This is a genomic window from Nitrospirota bacterium, from assembly GCA_016214855.1.
Taxonomy (GTDB): Bacteria; Nitrospirota; Thermodesulfovibrionia; order Thermodesulfovibrionales; family UBA6898; genus UBA6898.
In genome coordinates, this window is record JACRMT010000011.1 from 1 (window position 1) to 18,297 (window position 18,297).

Consider the following 18,297-nt stretch of genomic DNA (forward strand, 5'->3'; position numbering starts at 1 on the left):
GCAAGAAGATAGTTCGTTACCTTGAGATTTGACAACGCAGCAGCTGTTGCATATGCATTATCCGACGTCAGAGCATTGGCAGGCGTCGCCCATGCATTCGTACCAATAGAAGTATTATTTGCTGCCAAGGTAGGGCTGTTCGGTCCTGAGGTCGCAGCATTTACAGTGGCTGGAACGGCAAGAGCAAAGACAAGGATAAGGGCAATTGCTGCCATGAGCATTATCCCGAGATGAGAAGACTGCCTAAGCTGACGCTGATTATCAGCGCCTTTTCTCTTCTGACCTTCATTTTCATAAAGTCCTCTCATGTCAGCCCTCACCTCTCTTCCGATCATCGAAGTATTTTGTCTCATTTCAGATTTCATCCCGCCATGTATCCTGTATCTGCGCGCGTTCATAGTTCCCCCCACCTTATGGCAAACTCGTATGGCACGAGTTACAGGTTATATTTATGGCGCCCCATGTCACCGAGTTTCCGTTATGACATGCCACTGAACTGCATGACTTGCTTCCCGGATTGTACGATGCTGCAGTCTTGGATCCGTCGGAGGAAGTAATGCCTCCCTTATAACCATTATTTCGGAGCCAACTGTTGTTCAATTCAGTAACGCTTGTTATGTCATCTCTGATCTGTGCCTTTGAATTAATGGTTCCCGCAGCAAACCCAACATCAGGAGTTCCATTGATATGGGTCGTTGATAAGGCATCAATGCTCATAGTCCCCTTTGAAGGTGAGGTATGGCAAGAGGAGCATACAGTATTCAGATCGTTACCGACAGTCGACACCGTTGAGTTATGACAGGTCTGGCAGTTAATTGTGGTTGATGTGGCATCAGTTCCATGGGCATTCTGCCTCAGGCTAGCATCTTTGCTCAAACCGGTTGTTCCGGTAAAAACATTCTTATAATGGATACCGACAAAGTGGCCGCCGACAACGCCCATGCCCATGTAATTTGGATTATAGTGCGAAAGAGACCCGGGCTTTCCGCCGCTGTTCGGTGAGTTTCCGTGACAGTTGGCACACTTGTCTCCGCTAAAGGCTCCGCCATACCAATCAGGTGTTGTCTGATATCCATATCCTGTGCCGTCGTCATAGCCGTTGCTATGGCAGTATATGCTTGAGCAGATTACACTGACCCCTGTATTCTGAGTATAAGCCTCTGGCGCTGCATTTTTCGCCTTTACTGTCCCAGATGCAGCAACATCATACGCATCAAAATTCAGATTCTTAATTCCATTCATATGCGTAGCAACTGTACTGGGGTGGCAATACCCGCAGCCAAACTTGGGATTACCGCTCACATAGCTCACCCCGTAGAACCAGACCTCACCGTAATTATTCAGGGACAGCTTCTTGCCTGCAAGTATAGTCGTGACATCAACATGCTTTTGATGCGTTAAGCTGAGGTTCGCATTCGTATGGCAGTCTGAACAGTTATCTGCCCCACCATCCATTGTTCCATTGATATGTTTTGTCACATCGACAAATCCGGTTCCAGCGCTATTCACATGGTCGTGGCAGATAATACAGGATGTCGGTCCCGCACCATTATGAGCTGCAATTGCTGCCGGCGGATAGCCATGACATTGCGCACAGTCATGTAATGGATCGCCGGTCAGGTAGCTTGTATCATTCCAGGACGGCGTCCTGTTTGCGCCATCGGATGTTCCCTTTGGCATGGCACCGCCATGACAGTAGGTCGTTGAACACTGACCAGCCGAATATACAGGAGAAATACTCCCTGTCTTTGCAAGACTGCCAAAGGTAAGTTCAGCCGGAAGTGCTGAATCTATATGGCCGGCCTCAGTCACTGTTGCCGGAACCTTATGACACTCATTACAGGCAACAGGGTTAGCTATATTACTCAGCGCCCGGAGATGCGTCTGATGCGCGCCTACTACGCTGCCTGTTGCAAGGGTATTACCAGCAGTATCAGCAGGAGGAGCCTTAGCATAATCAGGAGCAACACCTATCGTCGGTGTTCCGTGACATTTTGTGCATGTATCGATTCCCGTCAAATCTGTACCCCACTGCGGAGATATTGTCCCATGACAGAATACTGTCGAACATGTGCCGTATCCATTACCGGGTGCGCCGGCCTGTGAGTATGAGCCGGCACCGCCGGCCTGCGCTGCATTGAATTCAGTATCAATGCTGCCGTCAGCATGTTTAATAGTGCCAGACCCTGCATTCGTATGACAGGTCGCACAGTTATAGCCTGCCACACTCAGATGTTGGGTATGGCTGCCTGATGTCATTGGTGACGCATGACAACTTCCACAGGTAGTTGCTGCTCCACCCCATGAAGGCGTTTTATAATCTGAAGTTCCCGCAAGCATCGGCGCTCCACCACTTCTCTGCCCTATACTGTGACAGTACACCGTTGCACAAGTTCCATATCCGTTTCCAGGCGTATTTGGCGTCTGGCTATATGATGCGGAATTACTGAAAGGATCAGCGTTAAATGCTACTTCGATAACAGCATTCGCGTGGCTGGCGGTGCCTTCCCCTGCGTTCTTATGACATTCGGAACAGGTCTTTGAAAGCGGTGCGCCAATATGCGCCGTATGACTACCTGAATCCATGACTGCTTTATGACAATCGCCGCAGACAACGCTTCCGGTCCAGGTCGGAGTCTTATAATCTCCTGACGTAAGAGCGCCTCCGTTACTACCTTGACCTGTGCTATGGCAGTATAGGTTGCCGCATTGCATGGTGCCTGTATTGGAGACTGTGGAGGTTCCAGTATAATTATAATCAACGCCAGACTGGCCATCATAACTGCCGCCCTGAATTGCACCACTAAAGAGAGAAAATCCGATTGTAACAGCCTGAATAGTGCCATCATTATGTGTTGGACCTGAGCCCCTGCTGTTATAGTGGCAGTCAGCGCAATCTATACCTAACCCATTGAAATGACGATTATGAGCTCCGGCCGTAATCGACCCGGTCGCTGCAGGACTGCTTACCAGCCCATCAGGTCCGCCAGCAGTGGCGTTAATGGGCGGGAAACCGTGGCAGGTATTACAACCGGCTGCCTGAAATCCTTCTTCGTGCTTATGGCAAGTCACACAATTTGCGCCGTTCTGAGATGCATGCACCCCCTGAGCAGATCGCGAGCCATCTGCGCGCCAGTGCTCAGTCAGAGTATGACAGACCTGACATATGCCGTTTGGTGTCGGGTCTGTACCAGTTAAGCTCTCATCGTAAGCAAATGAATTTTGTCCCGTATTAGAGAAAAATTTTACAACCTTATTAACATTGTCGGCACCCAGCACTGACGTACGAACAAACTGACCATAAATAAGGGCAAAGGTATTGCCAACAGAGACTGCACCAGGGTTGCCGGTTACAGTGATCGACGTATCCGTTGCAGAGACAATTTTTCCCGCAACAGGGGTCCCTGATATTGGAGTTTTATAAAATATCAGCCCGCGCTCAGTTCCTCCCGCGGCATTAGCCGATTTCTTGCCCCATGTCGCTGCGTCAGTCCAGGCAGCATTGTTTACAACTTTATTATTATAGCCATAGGTTGTTGAGCCGTCTGGATTTGTCGCAACAGAAGTGACTGTGCCCGTAACCAGATACGTCTGCGTACCATAAGAAATTCGCTGCAGCTGACCGTGCGAACCTGCAGCCTGTCGAAAATGGCAGGCAATACAGTCTCTTTCCCAAATGCCATATTTATTGCTCGTATTTGTACTTGAATGGGTAAGAACCTTTGGAGCGCTATTTTTACTGTACCCGGAGCCCGTATCATTGTTATGACATGATAGACAAACACTATCATTGTAGGGGTTCGGCATTATATTATGGCAATCAGCACAGATCATAGTGCTCGATACATTGTGCGGTGCATCGAGAACTTGAGCATGCACACTCACCGCCAGTCCGACAAGGAGAATTCCGATCAGTATCAGTATCTTTTTCATTGCTGACCCCCCTGCTGCACCGCTGCAATTTGCGTTACCTCAAACATCAGGATACTACGAGTTTCACTTGCCGCTACATACAGGATGCCATCTGAAGACATTGCAAGAGACACTGCAGTGCGCAGTTCACCGGAATTGCTCTGAATATCTCCCAGCAAGGTTCCTGCCTCGTCAAAAAGGACAACAGCATTCGTGGCAGCATCCGTTATATACAGTATACCATCAGCAAAGGCTATATCAGTCGGGCGGAACATCTGTGATTTTCCATAGTCATGAATTGATCCAATCAGGCTGTAATTCTTATCAAAAATTGATATCCTTGACGCGGTTGTAAATGAATTCTGATCCTTAACAACCGGGGCATCGATAATATAAACAGCATCAGCAGTCACCTCTATTGCGATCGGCAGATTTACACCCTCGATCATATTTATATAACGACCGGACTCATCATATATCCTCACCGCATTGCCGACATTGTCCACAACAAAAATAAGCCCTGTCGAAGCGTCATGCGAGATGTCACGGATCGAGCGGAATTCATTCTTGCCTGCACCAAGGTACCCAACAACCTGCCCATTCTTGACTATTGAGACGGCATAATCCTGATGGGATCCTATATAAAGGGTGCCATTAGGGGCAGCGGCTATAGCTGATACACGGGGGAACGAAATATCGCCGATATAGGAGCCGTTTCTGTCAAGCTTCAGGATATGATTCTTATAAGAATCAACAACATACAGCGTTCCGTCAGTTCCAACAGAAAGCCTGCCGGGAGACCATAAAGCAGACTTGCTCATTGTTATGCCCGCCACCTGCTCAACCGCCGGCAACCCAGTTGCCTGGCCTACGGCCGGCAGTATCATTGCCAGCGCACAGAAGAGCAGTAGCGCTCCTATCTTTGTCTGTCTCTTAAAGCTGCTTTCCATAATCTCTCGCCCCCTTATTGTAACTGTTTTATCCAATATAATTGCCATAGTTTTTCTCTGTTTCAGCTCTCCGAATATTATTTACAAATAAAATAAGCAAAAAACATGCCTTATTTACCCAACGAATAGCTAAAAAAATGCCTTCTAAACCAATGAGATACAAAACTCACGCAAGAGCGTTGACACGGATAATCCTGTATCATGTGAGTTATTTCACGCACATTGAGACATATCTACCAGCTACCACTGAGACAGGCAACGGTTATTAACACAATACGTCAGTGTCTGATTTAGTTTATGCTCATACTTTTGGCCATTGACATGACACGAAAGATAACACCGCGGGCTCCCGCGCAAGGCAGACAGATAGGTCAGCTCACCGGCAGAGTTCGGAAAAACCATTGTTGCGTCGAACTTAATCAGCGCAGGATTATACCTGCTGCCATGCGCATCGTGGCATTGACCACAGGAGATCTGATTATAGATTACATGAATCTTGTGGGCCTTAAAGCTCTCATCGCCGAGGATGCTGGATCTCTCATGACAGGAATAACAAAGCTCATAAGCCTTAGAGCTTTCAGATCCGGTAGTGCGTAAATAGCGATATTTTAAAATAGGCTCATAGATCGAGCCGTGAGGGCCCTTTGGCCCTGATGGATCATCATTGCCATGACAGTCAGAGCAGGATATGGTGCTTGAGCGCGTATATCCTTTCCGCAGACTTGGAACAAAAGAATTTTTCCCAAAAGTCTCAACAGGATGAAACGACGCATTCGTCGGGGCAAATGCAAGGGCAATATTACCCTGTTCGATGGAGGGATTTCCCTGGTCAGCGTGGCAGTTATAACAGACCTCATATTCATTTCTGACCTGCCTGACCGCCGCTCCTCTGCCGGAATACCCTTTCAGCCCCTTGATGGTGTTTCCCTTTTCCGTTTTATGCATATTGTGGCAGTCATAGCAGGAAACATGCCGCAAAGCTCCCATAGAGCTATCCGGCATGCGCTCACCCGGCACATGTTTATACGAGGTCTGGATAACAGGATGGTTTGAATTCTTCATGACAACTGAATAGATGTCCAGGCCCGATTTTTCGCCGTTATTCCGCGAGTCAAACCCGTGGCAGGAAAAGCAGATTTCATCTTTCGGCTGCTTAAGCATGGAAGTTCCCCGCTTGCCATGCCCCCTGTGGCAGGCACCGCACCCTCCTGGCACCTTAGCTCTATCCAGATGGGTTCCTTTACCAGCATACCCGATATCTCCAGCAAAGAACATTAGGAAAAAAACAGATGTCAGAAATAGCAATATCGAAAGTTTTCTCACAAAGCGCGCTCTTTCATGGACATGCCAGATCACAGTCCCGATGACAGGCAAGGCAGAGCGGATCTATGCCCAGAACCGGATCACTAATGTCAACTCTGAGAAATTTGTTGCCAGAGGGCGAGTCCTCATGCGGATCGTGGCAGGATGAGCACTGCACGCCGGTCTTTGTGTGGGAACCGGCTCCATACAAATTATTGGTCGGCCTCATCTTCACCGCATTACCGGCAGAAGGAAAACATACCCTCCAGCTGATCGGCGAGACCGGGTCATTGCATTGGGTATTCTTGGCGTTTATCAGCGCAGTATTAACCTCAAGAGAAACAGGGTGATGACCGCTCAGGTCAGTGCCGAGATTTGATGAACCAGGGTCTCCGGCCACTCCCGGCATGACTCCGCCAGTGCCGGTCCCCTCTACATTAATTATGCTTGGAGAGTACCCGGAACGGGCAACTGATCCTATAGCGACTGTCCCGTCGTGACAACTCAGACAGAGTCTTGAGTCTCCATCGGGAGGATTCTGGGGCACTGATTTCATGGTCGGTGATGCTGACAATGTATAGACAGCATTCGAAAGGGTATGATTCCAGAGCGGGACATGAAGTCCATCAATGTTGACGGTGGCACTATGCGGCGTGTGGCAGAAAACACAGATACGATCTTCAACCCCGGACTTAACAACACCGGGACCAGTCATTGAAAGATTATGCTTCGTGGCAGCGATGCCGGCAATAGCGATCGATGTGCTGTGCAACACCATTAATATAATAAAATAAATTCTACCGATCATGTTTTTTTCAATGCTTATTTCGCCCCAAGATATCTAAAAACCTGCACCCTGCTGTTATAGGTATCTGCAACATAGATAAAATCATTCCTGATAAAAATACCAGATGGCAGGTACAATTGTCCATAATCCTGACCCTGTCCACCAAAAAAAAGGAGCAGCTTACCCTCTCTATTAAACATTTTTACCATATCTTTTATTGCATCGACAACATAAATATTCCCTGCGCTGTCCGTTGCTATGCCCTTCGGTTTTTCAAGATTCCCGTAGGCATCGCCCAACGAACCGAACATATCGAGAAACTCTTCACGGGGAGAAAATATCTGCACCCTGAAATTCATCGAGTCCGTAACAAAAAGCTCTCCCTGAGCGCCCACCCAGAGATGGGCAGGAAAATTGAACTCCCCCTTTTCTGAGCCCTGCTTACCAAAACTGCCGAGTCGTTTGCCTTCAAGATTGTATTTATAAATCGTATGTGCAACCGTATCAGCAACATACATATACTTTCTTTCAGCGTCAAGGGCAAGCGCTGTCGGCCGCTCAAACGCACCCTCAAATGTTCCGGCAAGCCTCATTCCCGAATCAAAGATAAACACTTTTTTTAATAAAGAATCACTTATGAATATCCGCCCCTGATATGAGACCACGCCGATAGGAGATAGAAGATCCTCATTTCCTGCCTTCAGGATATGGCTCAACTCACCTGTCCGCGTATTGATAATCGTGACACGGAAAGCACCCGTATCAGCAATAATCAGGGAATCCTGATCATCAGCATATATCCCATAGGGTCGTATCAACTGCGTAGCAGACTGCGGATCAGTAATGTCGCCTCCCACGCCTCCGGCAAAAAAATCGAAAAAACGGCCTGCTTCTGAAGCCCACGAAGATACTGTCCATTGATAGACAATCCGCGGTCTTTCCGGCTGTCCCGGCCAAAAGATCGTTTCTGCTGCGGTGCGGTCGATAGCTGCTTTTTGTGAAGCACAGGAAGCCATCATCATGCAGCTCAGCAGAAAAAACAGGAGGATGCTCTTCTTTTCAGAAAACACACATGTCCCTAAAAAAACGGCCTCAGTACCTGATCAAAAGTCCTTCTCAGGGCAAAAGAAAAGCGGTGGTCCATCTGACCACTGCCTTCCGTTTTTCTGAGCGTGTAACGCGCGGTCAAATAGGTCTTTCTGAAAGACCAGGACAGAGACGGGTCAAACTCGAGGGTTGACAAACCTGTGTTGGCCTTCGCATACGATATTCGGGCGTTCACAAAAAGCCTTCTGCCAAGCTGTCTTGACACCCCTAAATAAATCAACGTAGTGTTCGTGTCAGCAGCAAGCCCGCCCGTCTTTTGTATAGAAAGATAATTCGCGCCAAGATTAAACCTGACTGCCAGCACGTTCCAGTACATGTCGCCGCGGAGACTGAGCAGCTTTTCTTTTTCCCCTGTCTGCAAACTGTCGGTCTGATAAAAATTCCGCGATGCCAAATAGATGCTGCCCGGCAGAAGCGTACTGAAACTAAATCCAACTCTTTGGATATCCCGCTCTTCGCCGGCTATACCGGAATGGCTGTATGCATATTCCGTAAGCGTACCGATCCGTGTTCTCGTGGCAAGACCAACGCGTGCGCCATAGTCCCGCTGCTTATCACTGCCGCCTGCACTCAAGACTCCGGAAAGGGTAAGCCTGTTTGACAGCTGATACCGGATTGAATCAGAAACTGACACAAAGTAATCCCCTGCGCTGCCCACAACATTCGTGTCCGACAGGCTGTTCACAACATCACGCTCGGTGTTGCCATACCCAAGGCTGACAGAGACAGTATTACTGAGACGTTCGGAAAGGTTTCGGGTATATTGGCTTCCAACATTACCTGAGTACCCACTGCTCAGATCAGCCGTAAAGTAGCGAAGACCGCCCAAAATTGAAAGACTGTCTTTTTGATCCTTACCGAACCTCTTCAGCCAAATGCCCCGGCTGGAAATGTCAAACAGACTGCCGCTGTCTCCGGAGCGGTAAAATATACGGTTAAAGACATCTAACGTGGTGGCAGCCTTTGTATCCGGGAAATGATAGTCTGCGCGCAGTTCGAAAAGATGCTCCTTAAAAGAATAGGCGTTATTATCTGAATTATTGGTGTTATTAATATAGCGATATTCAAAGAAATAATCGCTGTTTTTCATAAAGGTGACTGCCCTGAAATCAAGATTGGTATTCTCTGACCTGAATCCTGAACTGCCGTTATCATATATATACCTGTCATAATCGAGCGTAAAAGACGGAAAGGGTATCACAAGCCCACCTCTTTCCTTTCGGTTCGCCATGTTGCTGCTATTATTGCTGTCGTTGCTGCTTGTACCATCATTGCCTGCGTTGCCATTATTTTCATTGCCTAAAGCAGAAGAGCCCACAGGCAACTGCCTCACAAGGGAGATGACCTTACCGTTTCGGAAAAATGCCAGAGACCTGCCGGGCATATTGTAATAAAGACTCAATCCATAATTGTAGCTTGTGTAACGTCCGGAGGTGCTATAGTCAAAGCGCAGTTGTATCGGCTGGGGGAAATAGGCCAGAGGACCCCGCAATACCCGGCTATTCAGGAGAAAGATTCTTGTGCCAAAACCATACGTATTTTCTGTAACGCCGGGATTACGTATATCCTGCATAAAGGAGCCTGAAAGTTCAAACATAACCAGGCGAGGGTCAGATACATACCCGCTGAGTTTAATGTGATATTCATGCCTCAGCTTATCCTGTTCGCGACGGTCACCCCATTCCCTCTCATAGTCAACAGAAATATCACCGGTTAAAAGAAAATACCGTGAGTGAAGCCGGGAACTGTCGGATAATGCATCGGCATTCTTTACAGGAAAAAATAAAAAAATAAAAAAAATAAAGAGAATCTTGATCTCACTGCTTTTTCTATACTTAATCATGCAGTTTCATTATCAGACATAGCATGTCAGGGTTTATCGTCAATAGTTATCATAATAGTGACCGGATGCTCGTCTTTCATCCTCTTTAGTATCTCCGCCTTTTTTTCATCAAATCGCTGCTTCTGAAGTTTTTGTGCCAGGTCATCCTTCACCTTTTCAAATTCGGGCAGCTCGCCCGGCCTCTTTTCGCCGGCCTTTAGAATATGCAGGCCGTGGATAGTCCTGATCACTCCGCTCAGCTGCCCCGGCTCCAGCGCAAAGGCAGCGGTTTCCAACTCCTCAGGGGTAAGCATTCCCTTATGGATAAAGCCAAGATCTCCGCCCTTAACCCGGTAAGGATCATCAGAGTTGTTATAGGCTATCATAAAGAAGTCCTCGCCGGACTGAATTTTCTTCAGCAGTTCCTCAGCCTTTTCCCTCTTTTTCTGCCAGGCATCTTCCATGGCTGATGGGTCAACCTTTAAAAGAATGCTCTGCATACGAACAGATGCCGGCCGCCGAAAACTTTCCCTATGTTTCTCATAATACGTTACTAATTCCTCTTCCAGATACGCGCTCTTTTTTAAAAGTTTTATCAGGAATTCATTAGCAGACAGGTAGGTCTTGATTTTTTCCTTAAAGGCTTCCATCGAGAGCCCTCTTAGTTTCAAGACTTCCTGCAATGCCTGTTCTGATCCCATACTCTGCACATTTTGTGCAACAACGCCGGTCACTGCAGCTTCCGAAATTTGTAGACCCTCTTTTAAGGCGGCATAATAAATCAGCTGTGCCTCAATCAATTCGTCCAGGGCCTCGCGCCGGTACGCCGGCTTCTGCGTAAGATCCTGACCATGAGAATACATATTCTGCACCTTCTTGCTGACAGCCTCCTGAAGGTCCATATCTGTAATAACTGCAGCTCCGACACGGGCGATAACTGCAGGATTTAGGGGAACCGTCCCGGTGGCTGCTGCTGAGGCTTGAGGAGGTAATACTTTTATTTCATCTGAAAACGCGGGGGAACAATTCAGGAGGACGAGGGAAATCAGACAACATGAGAAAAAGAATGACCAGAGTTTCTGCAGCCGTATCTTCCAATTTTGTCTCATGCGCCTTTTCCCCTCACGCAATAAATTTTAATATTATACTTTTCCATGAGCAAAAGAGGCAACTATAATTGCAATGGATAAACAAAGGGGGCAAGCAGTTGCTTGCCCCCTTTGCCCACTGATACTTAATACTTCTTATTTTAATGAGTGACAATCCACGCAAAGGTCAGCTGCCGGTCTCCTCAGAAACGAACCGTTTGTCTGATCATGAGGATCATGGCATGTGCCGCACTCAACTCTGTTGTTTGCACCTGGACCATAATTATACAGCCTGAGTGCTGCTGGAACGGCTCCGACAGCTGCCAGGCCTGCTATGTTAGGCGCAGCATCCGTGTACACGATACCAACAGGGTGGTCATTCGTAAGATCGACGCCAGAAAGACCGCCAATAGCCGGATTATATCCGGGCCGAGCTCCACCAGCCATGTATGCGGGATTAGTAGCATATCCGGTATAACTAAGATTATTTGCACCGCCGATCAAGGTCCCAGGATTTGCTGTCATGGCAAAACCGGAAGTAACAATACCATTTTTATACGTAACACCGAGGCCCTGGACTCCATCATGACATGACAGACAGGTAAGAGAGTTCGCTCCCGGCTGATCCACTACGGTGGTAGCAAGGGTAGCACCCTGGTTACCTGGAAGAGTACCGCCATATACCACAAACGCGCCGGCAATCGCACTCAAATCTCTTGCCCAGAGAGGAACGCCCGTAATTGTGGTATCCCCACCATGAGGTATGTGGCAGAAACCGCATACCGATGCTGCGATATCAGCAGTCTGGGGAGCATTTGGATCGATCTGAGTAGAAGTCAGATTATGTCTCGAAGTTGAAACAACAGCAAATGCTGCGGTACTGACTGCAAGAAGTGCAATTACAAACATTAAAATCATTACTTTTTTCATCGTTGTCTCCTTAATTTCTGTTAATAAATTAATTTCCACAGCATCATCCAAAATCTACTCAATACTACTACTAATATTATTACCTCCTTTATTCTGATTATTTTCATCAACAGCACATTATTGTCTAATTTAAGCAGCAAAATATATGCCAAGTTTCCCGGATAAATTGCAAAAACAAAAATCCTTTATTATTAAACATTAAAAGTAATAGCAGCACTATTCATTCAAATACTCTTACTGTCTTCAGCGTCATTTAACTCACTTGAAAGCGATTATTCACCCATGATTGACGGGCGGCCCCTGTCCTATGGCCCCTATGGCGACTTCTTTTTCTCACCCGCTTCCTTCGTTTCCCGACTCTTGTCAAATTTCTTGCCAAGATACTGAAATATCTGTACAACTCCTGGATACTGATCAACAACATAGATCTTATCATCATGATCAATCGCAATGCCAGCCGGAAGCCAGAACTTTCCCGGTGGATCTCCAGGGCCGCCAACAGAGAGGAGAATATGCCCCTCCTGATCGAATATCTGGAAATTAGAAAATGCTGTATCCACAACATAGATGTGCCCCTCTGAATCAACAGCCACACCCTTCGGCCGTGCCAAGGTACCAGGCAAATCTCCAAGCTGCCCAATCTTCCTGAGAAACTTGCCTTGGGCATCAAAAACCTGAACCCTGAAATTGCCGGTGTCCACAACATACAACTTTCCTTCAGCATCAATCGTTATATTTGAAGGGTAATTAAACTGCCCCTCTGCCGTCCCCCGGCTGCCGATTGTTCTGATCAAGTTACTGTCTTTCAGGGAATAGACAGCTACATAATGTTTTTTTGAATCAACAACATACAGGACGCCTCTTTTATCATCAACAGCAACTCCGCTGGGGCTCTCAAGCTCACCCTTCTGGCCGAAAACGCCGGCATATTTCTTGCCCCTGTATACAAAAACCCTGTCCTGACTAATATCGGTCACGAAAAGTCTGCCGTCTTCCGAGAAACTCATGCCAACAGGAAACGATAACTTTCCGATACCGGCTTCTGTGCCGATAAAATCATAAGACTTATTTTTCAGATCAAAGAGAAAAACCTTTCCCGGATCAGAAACATAAATCACCCCCTGCTTGTCAACAGCAACACCGTAAGGCTTTGCCATCGCATCGACCTTTTCCTCTCCAAAAAGCGCGTCAGCAACACCGGTTTTCTTGCCGACATCAAGGGTGCTCCGGATTGTATCAACATATCGTATCCGCGGTTCGTCCGGAGGAAGGGGCCAGACCATATCTATGTTCGGCTTCTGATAGGTCGGTGCACAGGAAACAATGAGGGAAAGAGTGAGGAAGAGAACAAAGGTCAACCACTCAGTTTTTCTGCTCACTGAGCCCCTTTCTCTAAGGTAATCGTATCGTGAATTGGTCATCTGCATTTCCCCGGATAATTTTCGACTTGTAATATATCATTTGATATCAAATATAACAACTGCATCACTTCTTGTGACAATTGATACAAAGCTCAAATGAAGAGTTTGCCTTGAATACTATAAGTCGTCTATATTCGGAACTGTGAGGATTATGGCAACTCCCGCAATAAAACTCTTTTTCCGGCCGCGCAGGATCCTTAATTTCCGTTTTCTTCGTCGTTTTTTTACTATCTCTTTTTTCAATTGATCCAACCGGATGCCTGAATTCTGCTACAACATGCCGCTTTTTCAGAACATCAGGATGGCAGGTGACACAGACCGCCGCAGGCCTGTCGTTAAGCAATGCCATCTCAGCAGTGGCATGGGGACTATGGCAACTGAGACACATGCCGCCGGCAACCGGTGCATGCACGTTTTTCTTCGAAAAGATCGCCTTATCATGGCAATTAAAACAGAGGTCAGGGGCTTCAGATAACAGGAGTTTTGCATTGTCAGCGCTGTGCGGGTTATGACAACTCGTACACATACCGCCCATTACCGGCGCATGGATTGTCTTATTTTCAAATTTGGTCTTGTCATGGCAGTTGAAGCAGAGCCCCGGCATTTCAGCGATAAGCAGCTTCTGAGCATCTGCGGAATGAGGGTTGTGGCATGTCGTGCAGCCCATCATAAGAGCTGCATGCACATTTTTCTTTGAGAAGATGCCTTTATCGTGACAGCCATAACAGATATCAGGCTGAGAAGCAGAGAGGCCCTTTGGTACCTTTCCGGTAACTTTATGCGGCACGTCCGTAACATTGAGGCTGGTATGGCACGTTACACAGCCCATACCTATAGCGGCATGTACCGTTTTCTTTTTGTCAAGATCAGGATGGCACATACTGCAGTCAACCGGTTCAGCAAATACTGGCTGGACACCAAAACAGAATAAAAAGATAAAACATGCTGCCGACCGAATCAAATTTGCCCGAATTGAACTTAACTGTTTCATGCTTTTCATTATATGAGTATAGACCCTATTTTTTCAATGGAAATATTATTATCGATACACTGCCCAAACTATCACACAATCTCTGAGTCATCTGACGATATTGCCACATGTCAATACCATATGACTGACCCATCTTTCATTTTTACCGGGACTTTTCGCATTGTCAGGTGTTTTTCCCAAAGCTGCCTGTTATCGGCATACCACCGGATCGCCTTTGCCAGCCCGTCTTCAAACACAATGCTCGTCCTGAACCCAAGGACCTCCTCGGCTTTTGCGGTAGAAGAGATATGTTTCTGTACCTGGCCATATCTCTCCTGAATATAATCAAGATGTTCCTTTGACCCGAATTCAGCGGAGATTATCCTTGCGATCTCGAGCACCGAGATGTCTCTCCCGGTTCCCACGTTAAAAACCTCACCTTTGACCCTTTCAAGCGGCGCATGGATAGCAAGATCTATCGCCCTGGCCGTATCTTCCGCATACACCCAGTCCCTCGAGGCAGAACCATCCCCATGGATCGTCAGCGGTTCTCCGAGAATACAGCTCGTAATAAACCGCGGCACAACCTTTTCCAGATGCTGCCTCGGGCCAAAATTATTGAACGGCCGGATGATTACCCCCGGGATATCATGAGTCAGGACATATGAATAGACAAGCCGGTCGGCGCCGGCCTTTGCGGCCGCATAGGGGCTGGTCGGATTCAGAGGGTGAAGCTCATCCATCGGCTCATATTCTGCTGTGCCATAAACTTCGGAAGTGGATATGTGGATAAACCTCTCGATTCGTTCTGCATGCTTCAGAACAGCATTGGCCACTGACTGAGTCCCGAGTACATCCGTAACAAAAAAGACCCGCTGGGAATAGAGGGAGCGAGCCACATGGGTCTCTGCTGCAAAATGCACAACGATATCAGCCCGTGCAACCAGGTCGCTGACCAGATCAAGGTTATTGATATCGCCATACCAGAACTCAAACCGGTCTGCATTGCGAATATCAGAAGGGATATTTTCAATGTCACCGGCATAGGTAAGCATATCCAGAACAATGAGATGATAATCAGGATATTTCCTGAAAATGAACTCAACGAAATTACTGCCGATAAAACCGGCGCCGCCTGTCACTAACATGGTTTTCATGCTCATCCTCGTCTCAACATTATGTCATTCTTTTCTGCTATTGCAAGCAGTGATGTGCCTATGGGTAAGGATATCATTTGGGAGACACGTCTTTCCATATCAAACCAGCCTTTCAATATCCTGTTTACCGCAGGGTTAATCTCAAATGGTGAACGGACATCCACTGGCCTCATCCGGAGAATCTTCATCGGCAGATAGAGCATCATGAATATATATTCGTTACTGTTAAGGACAAAATCTGCATTGTGAAGAGCACCGGCCAGCCGCTCTTTGGTATAACGTCTCTTGTGAAATGCACGCTTATCGACAAAACTCCAGAGTTCATCACGTGCGGGAACAGTCACCACTGCTATCCCTCCCTGCCTTAATACCCTGAAGGCCTCTTTTAATGGCGCAGTATCATCTTCAATATGCTCAATCACATCAAAAAGACCGACAATGTCAAAGCTCCCGTCCTGAAAAGGGAGACTTGATGCGTCTCCACGCACCTTCGTGAACCCTGGCCACCCTAAAACCAAAGCCTCTTCGTAGTATTCGCAGCCGGTCACATCATAGCCCTTATGCGCCAAAAAACTGCTCACATTCCCTGTGCCGCAGCCAACTTCTAGGATCTTTGCAGGCGGCGGAATAACCTTACTGATCCTGTCATATATCCATTTCCGCCGCACCTGGAACCAGAAATAAGTCTCCTCGGCCTCTTTCAGCTGCCTGAAAAATAAGGGGTCAAAGCTCTCTTCCTTCACCGCTTCTCCCCCTCTGTTCTTAAGAGCATGTCCGCATGCCTGATCTGAACACCTTCCGGGTGCGGGACAGTCTTGCGTCCGGTGAGAATGCCGGCAGAATCAGACCCGTGGTTAAAAAGCAGGTCCATTGCGGAAAGATGAGATATAAAACCCTGCTCCTTCATCCAGAGCTGGTCATAGTAGGGATGGTGATAGTCCTGAAATTCGACGGTTATGTCATGGGAGCGGAAAAGTTCGAGGTCTATATAGGACTGTCCTGACTTGCCCTCATAGAAATGATCACAGCCGGTCGCTTTGCAGAGCTCGATCAGACGACGGTTTTTATCCTCGCTCCCGACATGCAGATCAGAAGACCTGAGCACTGTGCTGCGGATGTCGAACCGGTCTTTCAGCAGCAGGCAGAGTTCCAAGTCAAGATCGACAAGATAGTGCCACGCTTTGGAATAAATCCGCTCAACGTCTGCGGCCATCTCCTCAAAATACCTACTCCTCCCATACCACAGCCTAAAGGATTGGAGATGTTTCCGCTGCCAGGATGAACGGCTGTCAATCCTGACTTCCATGATCTTCTGGCCGAACTTGTGAACAACAGGTACGGTAAGCCAGACTATGCCTTCCTTGGTCTTGATGCGGTTGCGATTTCTCCAGTCGTTCTTCGTAAACTGGACATCATCGAGAAAGACAAAAATATCACATACAGACAGCTGCTCAAAGAACCCCAGCCAGGGGATATAGCCGGGCTGAAGTATGGCAATCCTTTTACCCTTGCTGTCAGGAGGCAAAGGGGCCTGTCCAAAACCCGTCAAGTTCACCTGCCACCTTCTGTGTCAGATTTGCGATCAGAAACTCCCAAAGCACAGATGACGTTTCTTCATATTCGTCGCTGAATGACGGCAACGGCTCACCAAGCACCCCCTCTGTAGAACGATATTCCATCGGAACACCATGGATGCGGGATGTGCTGATTTTAAATGTGTTGTCTGCATGAAAGGCCTTCATCTTCTGCAGCTTCTCCCCGGTAAAATATCCCCTGCCGAGGATATGATAGAGAAGCAGAAATTCTCTCCAGTCAGCATGGCGGCCTGACTTCTGCCCGAACTTCTCTTCTATGAGAGCCGCGGCCTCCAATATGCTGACAACGAAGACCGGCCTCACCTTTTGTTCTCCTGAACAGTACTGTCCGTTTACCAGCCAGAAGGCTATTTCACGCAGAGAAGATTCCGTTCCCGCGTGTCCCGCAATCAGGACAAGGGCATCAAACGGCGACTGCATGATCGCAGAGCAGACCTCCTGAGCATAGGCACGGAAACTGCCATCAGGAACTGAGGCCGTGCCGCAATAATTTGCATTTGCCTGTGAAGGGGTATAATGAAGACTGGGGAAAACATATCCGTAATACCTGTCTTTGAGCCCTGCAGTAATTGCACGGCTTATCTCCTGCGCTATCAGTGAGTCTGTCTCCAGCGGGAGAAAAGGGCCATGCTGTTCAATACAGCCGACCGGCAGATATGCGATCGATCGCAGATCCTTTGTGCGGGACAATTCCATTAGTTCCTGCAGCTCTCTACTCGATAGATTTTCCATATTCTTCTTTTAAAACAGACAGATGAACAGTATCGTAGAAACAGCCGCCCATAAAAATATCCTGCCTGAACTTCCCCTCAAGCCGGAACCCGAGCCTTTCATAAAAACGACAGGCATCCTCATTGTATGAAATGACATATACTGAGACACGGTTCAGTCCTATTTCTTCAAAGGCATACCAGAGAAGCCCCCGAACAGCGTCGCCGCCATAGCCCTTGCCACGGCTTTCCCGGTCACCGATAAAGATCCAGAGTTCAGCCTTGCGATTTTTAAGGTCAATATGCTTCAGACCGCATTGTCCGATAAACGCTCCAGTTTCATTCCGTTCAATTGACAAGACCAGCTGGCTGCTATCAGTGAGAACGCTCTGATACCACGCACGGTGGGAATCCGGAGAGGTCTTTACTGTCCTGTTGATCGACCGGAGGAGCTCGGCGTCTTGCATCCATTCAAATAAGGTATCAAGGTCTTCCCGGGCAATTCCCCGTAAAATGACTTTCCCGCTATTGACCCTCAACACGCAC

General features: G+C 47.7%; 16 protein-coding genes. All 16 read right to left on the reverse strand.

What is annotated here, in order from left to right:
- Nucleotides 1-353 (reverse strand): hypothetical protein (locus tag HZB62_09845; GenBank protein ID MBI5075448.1); only part of this gene is annotated, 353 nt, incomplete at its 3' end.
- Nucleotides 354-411: 58 nt separating this feature from the next.
- Nucleotides 412-3,933: a CxxxxCH/CxxCH domain-containing protein gene (locus HZB62_09850; GenBank protein MBI5075449.1), complete on the reverse strand. Its 3,522-nt coding sequence runs from the start codon at nt 3,931-3,933 to the stop codon at nt 412-414.
- The gene (locus tag HZB62_09855; protein MBI5075450.1) at nt 3,930-4,862 is read right to left on the reverse strand and encodes an NHL repeat-containing protein; all 933 of its coding nucleotides are present in this window, start codon (nt 4,860-4,862) and stop codon (nt 3,930-3,932) included. The genes HZB62_09850 and HZB62_09855 overlap by 4 nt, the downstream gene beginning before the upstream one ends.
- A gap of 240 nt (nt 4,863-5,102) precedes the next feature.
- Nucleotides 5,103-6,077, reverse strand: a complete 975-nt coding sequence (locus HZB62_09860; protein MBI5075451.1) for a hypothetical protein — start codon at nt 6,075-6,077, stop codon at nt 5,103-5,105.
- A 121-nt stretch (nt 6,078-6,198) separates the two neighbouring features.
- Nucleotides 6,199-6,972 (reverse strand): ammonia-forming cytochrome c nitrite reductase subunit c552, encoded by a 774-nt coding sequence (locus HZB62_09865; protein MBI5075452.1) that lies wholly within the window; start codon nt 6,970-6,972, stop codon nt 6,199-6,201.
- A 14-nt stretch (nt 6,973-6,986) separates the two neighbouring features.
- The gene (locus HZB62_09870; protein MBI5075453.1) at nt 6,987-8,021 is read right to left on the reverse strand and encodes an SMP-30/gluconolactonase/LRE family protein; all 1,035 of its coding nucleotides are present in this window, start codon (nt 8,019-8,021) and stop codon (nt 6,987-6,989) included.
- Nucleotides 8,022-8,029: 8 nt separating this feature from the next.
- A complete protein-coding gene (locus HZB62_09875) occupies nt 8,030-9,901 on the reverse strand; it encodes a hypothetical protein (GenBank protein MBI5075454.1) in 1,872 nt (623 codons plus the stop codon).
- Nucleotides 9,902-9,927: 26 nt separating this feature from the next.
- Nucleotides 9,928-10,989, reverse strand: a complete 1,062-nt coding sequence (locus tag HZB62_09880) for a peptidylprolyl isomerase (GenBank protein MBI5075455.1) — start codon at nt 10,987-10,989, stop codon at nt 9,928-9,930.
- Nucleotides 10,990-11,124: 135 nt separating this feature from the next.
- Nucleotides 11,125-11,898 (reverse strand): cytochrome c3 family protein, encoded by a 774-nt coding sequence (locus tag HZB62_09885; GenBank protein MBI5075456.1) that lies wholly within the window; start codon nt 11,896-11,898, stop codon nt 11,125-11,127.
- A 314-nt stretch (nt 11,899-12,212) separates the two neighbouring features.
- Complete coding sequence (locus HZB62_09890; GenBank protein MBI5075457.1) at nt 12,213-13,277, reverse strand: 6-bladed beta-propeller; 1,065 nt, start codon at nt 13,275-13,277, stop codon at nt 12,213-12,215.
- 106 nt (nt 13,278-13,383) lie between these two features.
- The gene (locus HZB62_09895; protein MBI5075458.1) at nt 13,384-14,148 is read right to left on the reverse strand and encodes a hypothetical protein; all 765 of its coding nucleotides are present in this window, start codon (nt 14,146-14,148) and stop codon (nt 13,384-13,386) included.
- Nucleotides 14,149-14,420: 272 nt separating this feature from the next.
- A complete protein-coding gene (locus tag HZB62_09900; protein MBI5075459.1) occupies nt 14,421-15,446 on the reverse strand; it encodes a GDP-mannose 4,6-dehydratase in 1,026 nt (341 codons plus the stop codon).
- A gap of 2 nt (nt 15,447-15,448) precedes the next feature.
- A complete protein-coding gene (locus HZB62_09905; protein MBI5075460.1) occupies nt 15,449-16,189 on the reverse strand; it encodes a class I SAM-dependent methyltransferase in 741 nt (246 codons plus the stop codon).
- Nucleotides 16,186-17,001, reverse strand: a complete 816-nt coding sequence (locus tag HZB62_09910; GenBank protein ID MBI5075461.1) for a WbqC family protein — start codon at nt 16,999-17,001, stop codon at nt 16,186-16,188. The genes HZB62_09905 and HZB62_09910 overlap by 4 nt, the downstream gene beginning before the upstream one ends.
- The gene (locus HZB62_09915; protein MBI5075462.1) at nt 16,961-17,737 is read right to left on the reverse strand and encodes a creatininase family protein; all 777 of its coding nucleotides are present in this window, start codon (nt 17,735-17,737) and stop codon (nt 16,961-16,963) included. Before HZB62_09915 ends, HZB62_09910 begins: the two co-directional genes overlap by 41 nt.
- 16 nt (nt 17,738-17,753) lie before the next feature.
- Nucleotides 17,754-18,293, reverse strand: a complete 540-nt coding sequence (locus HZB62_09920) for a GNAT family N-acetyltransferase (GenBank protein MBI5075463.1) — start codon at nt 18,291-18,293, stop codon at nt 17,754-17,756.
- Between the last annotated feature and the right edge of the window lie 4 nt (nt 18,294-18,297).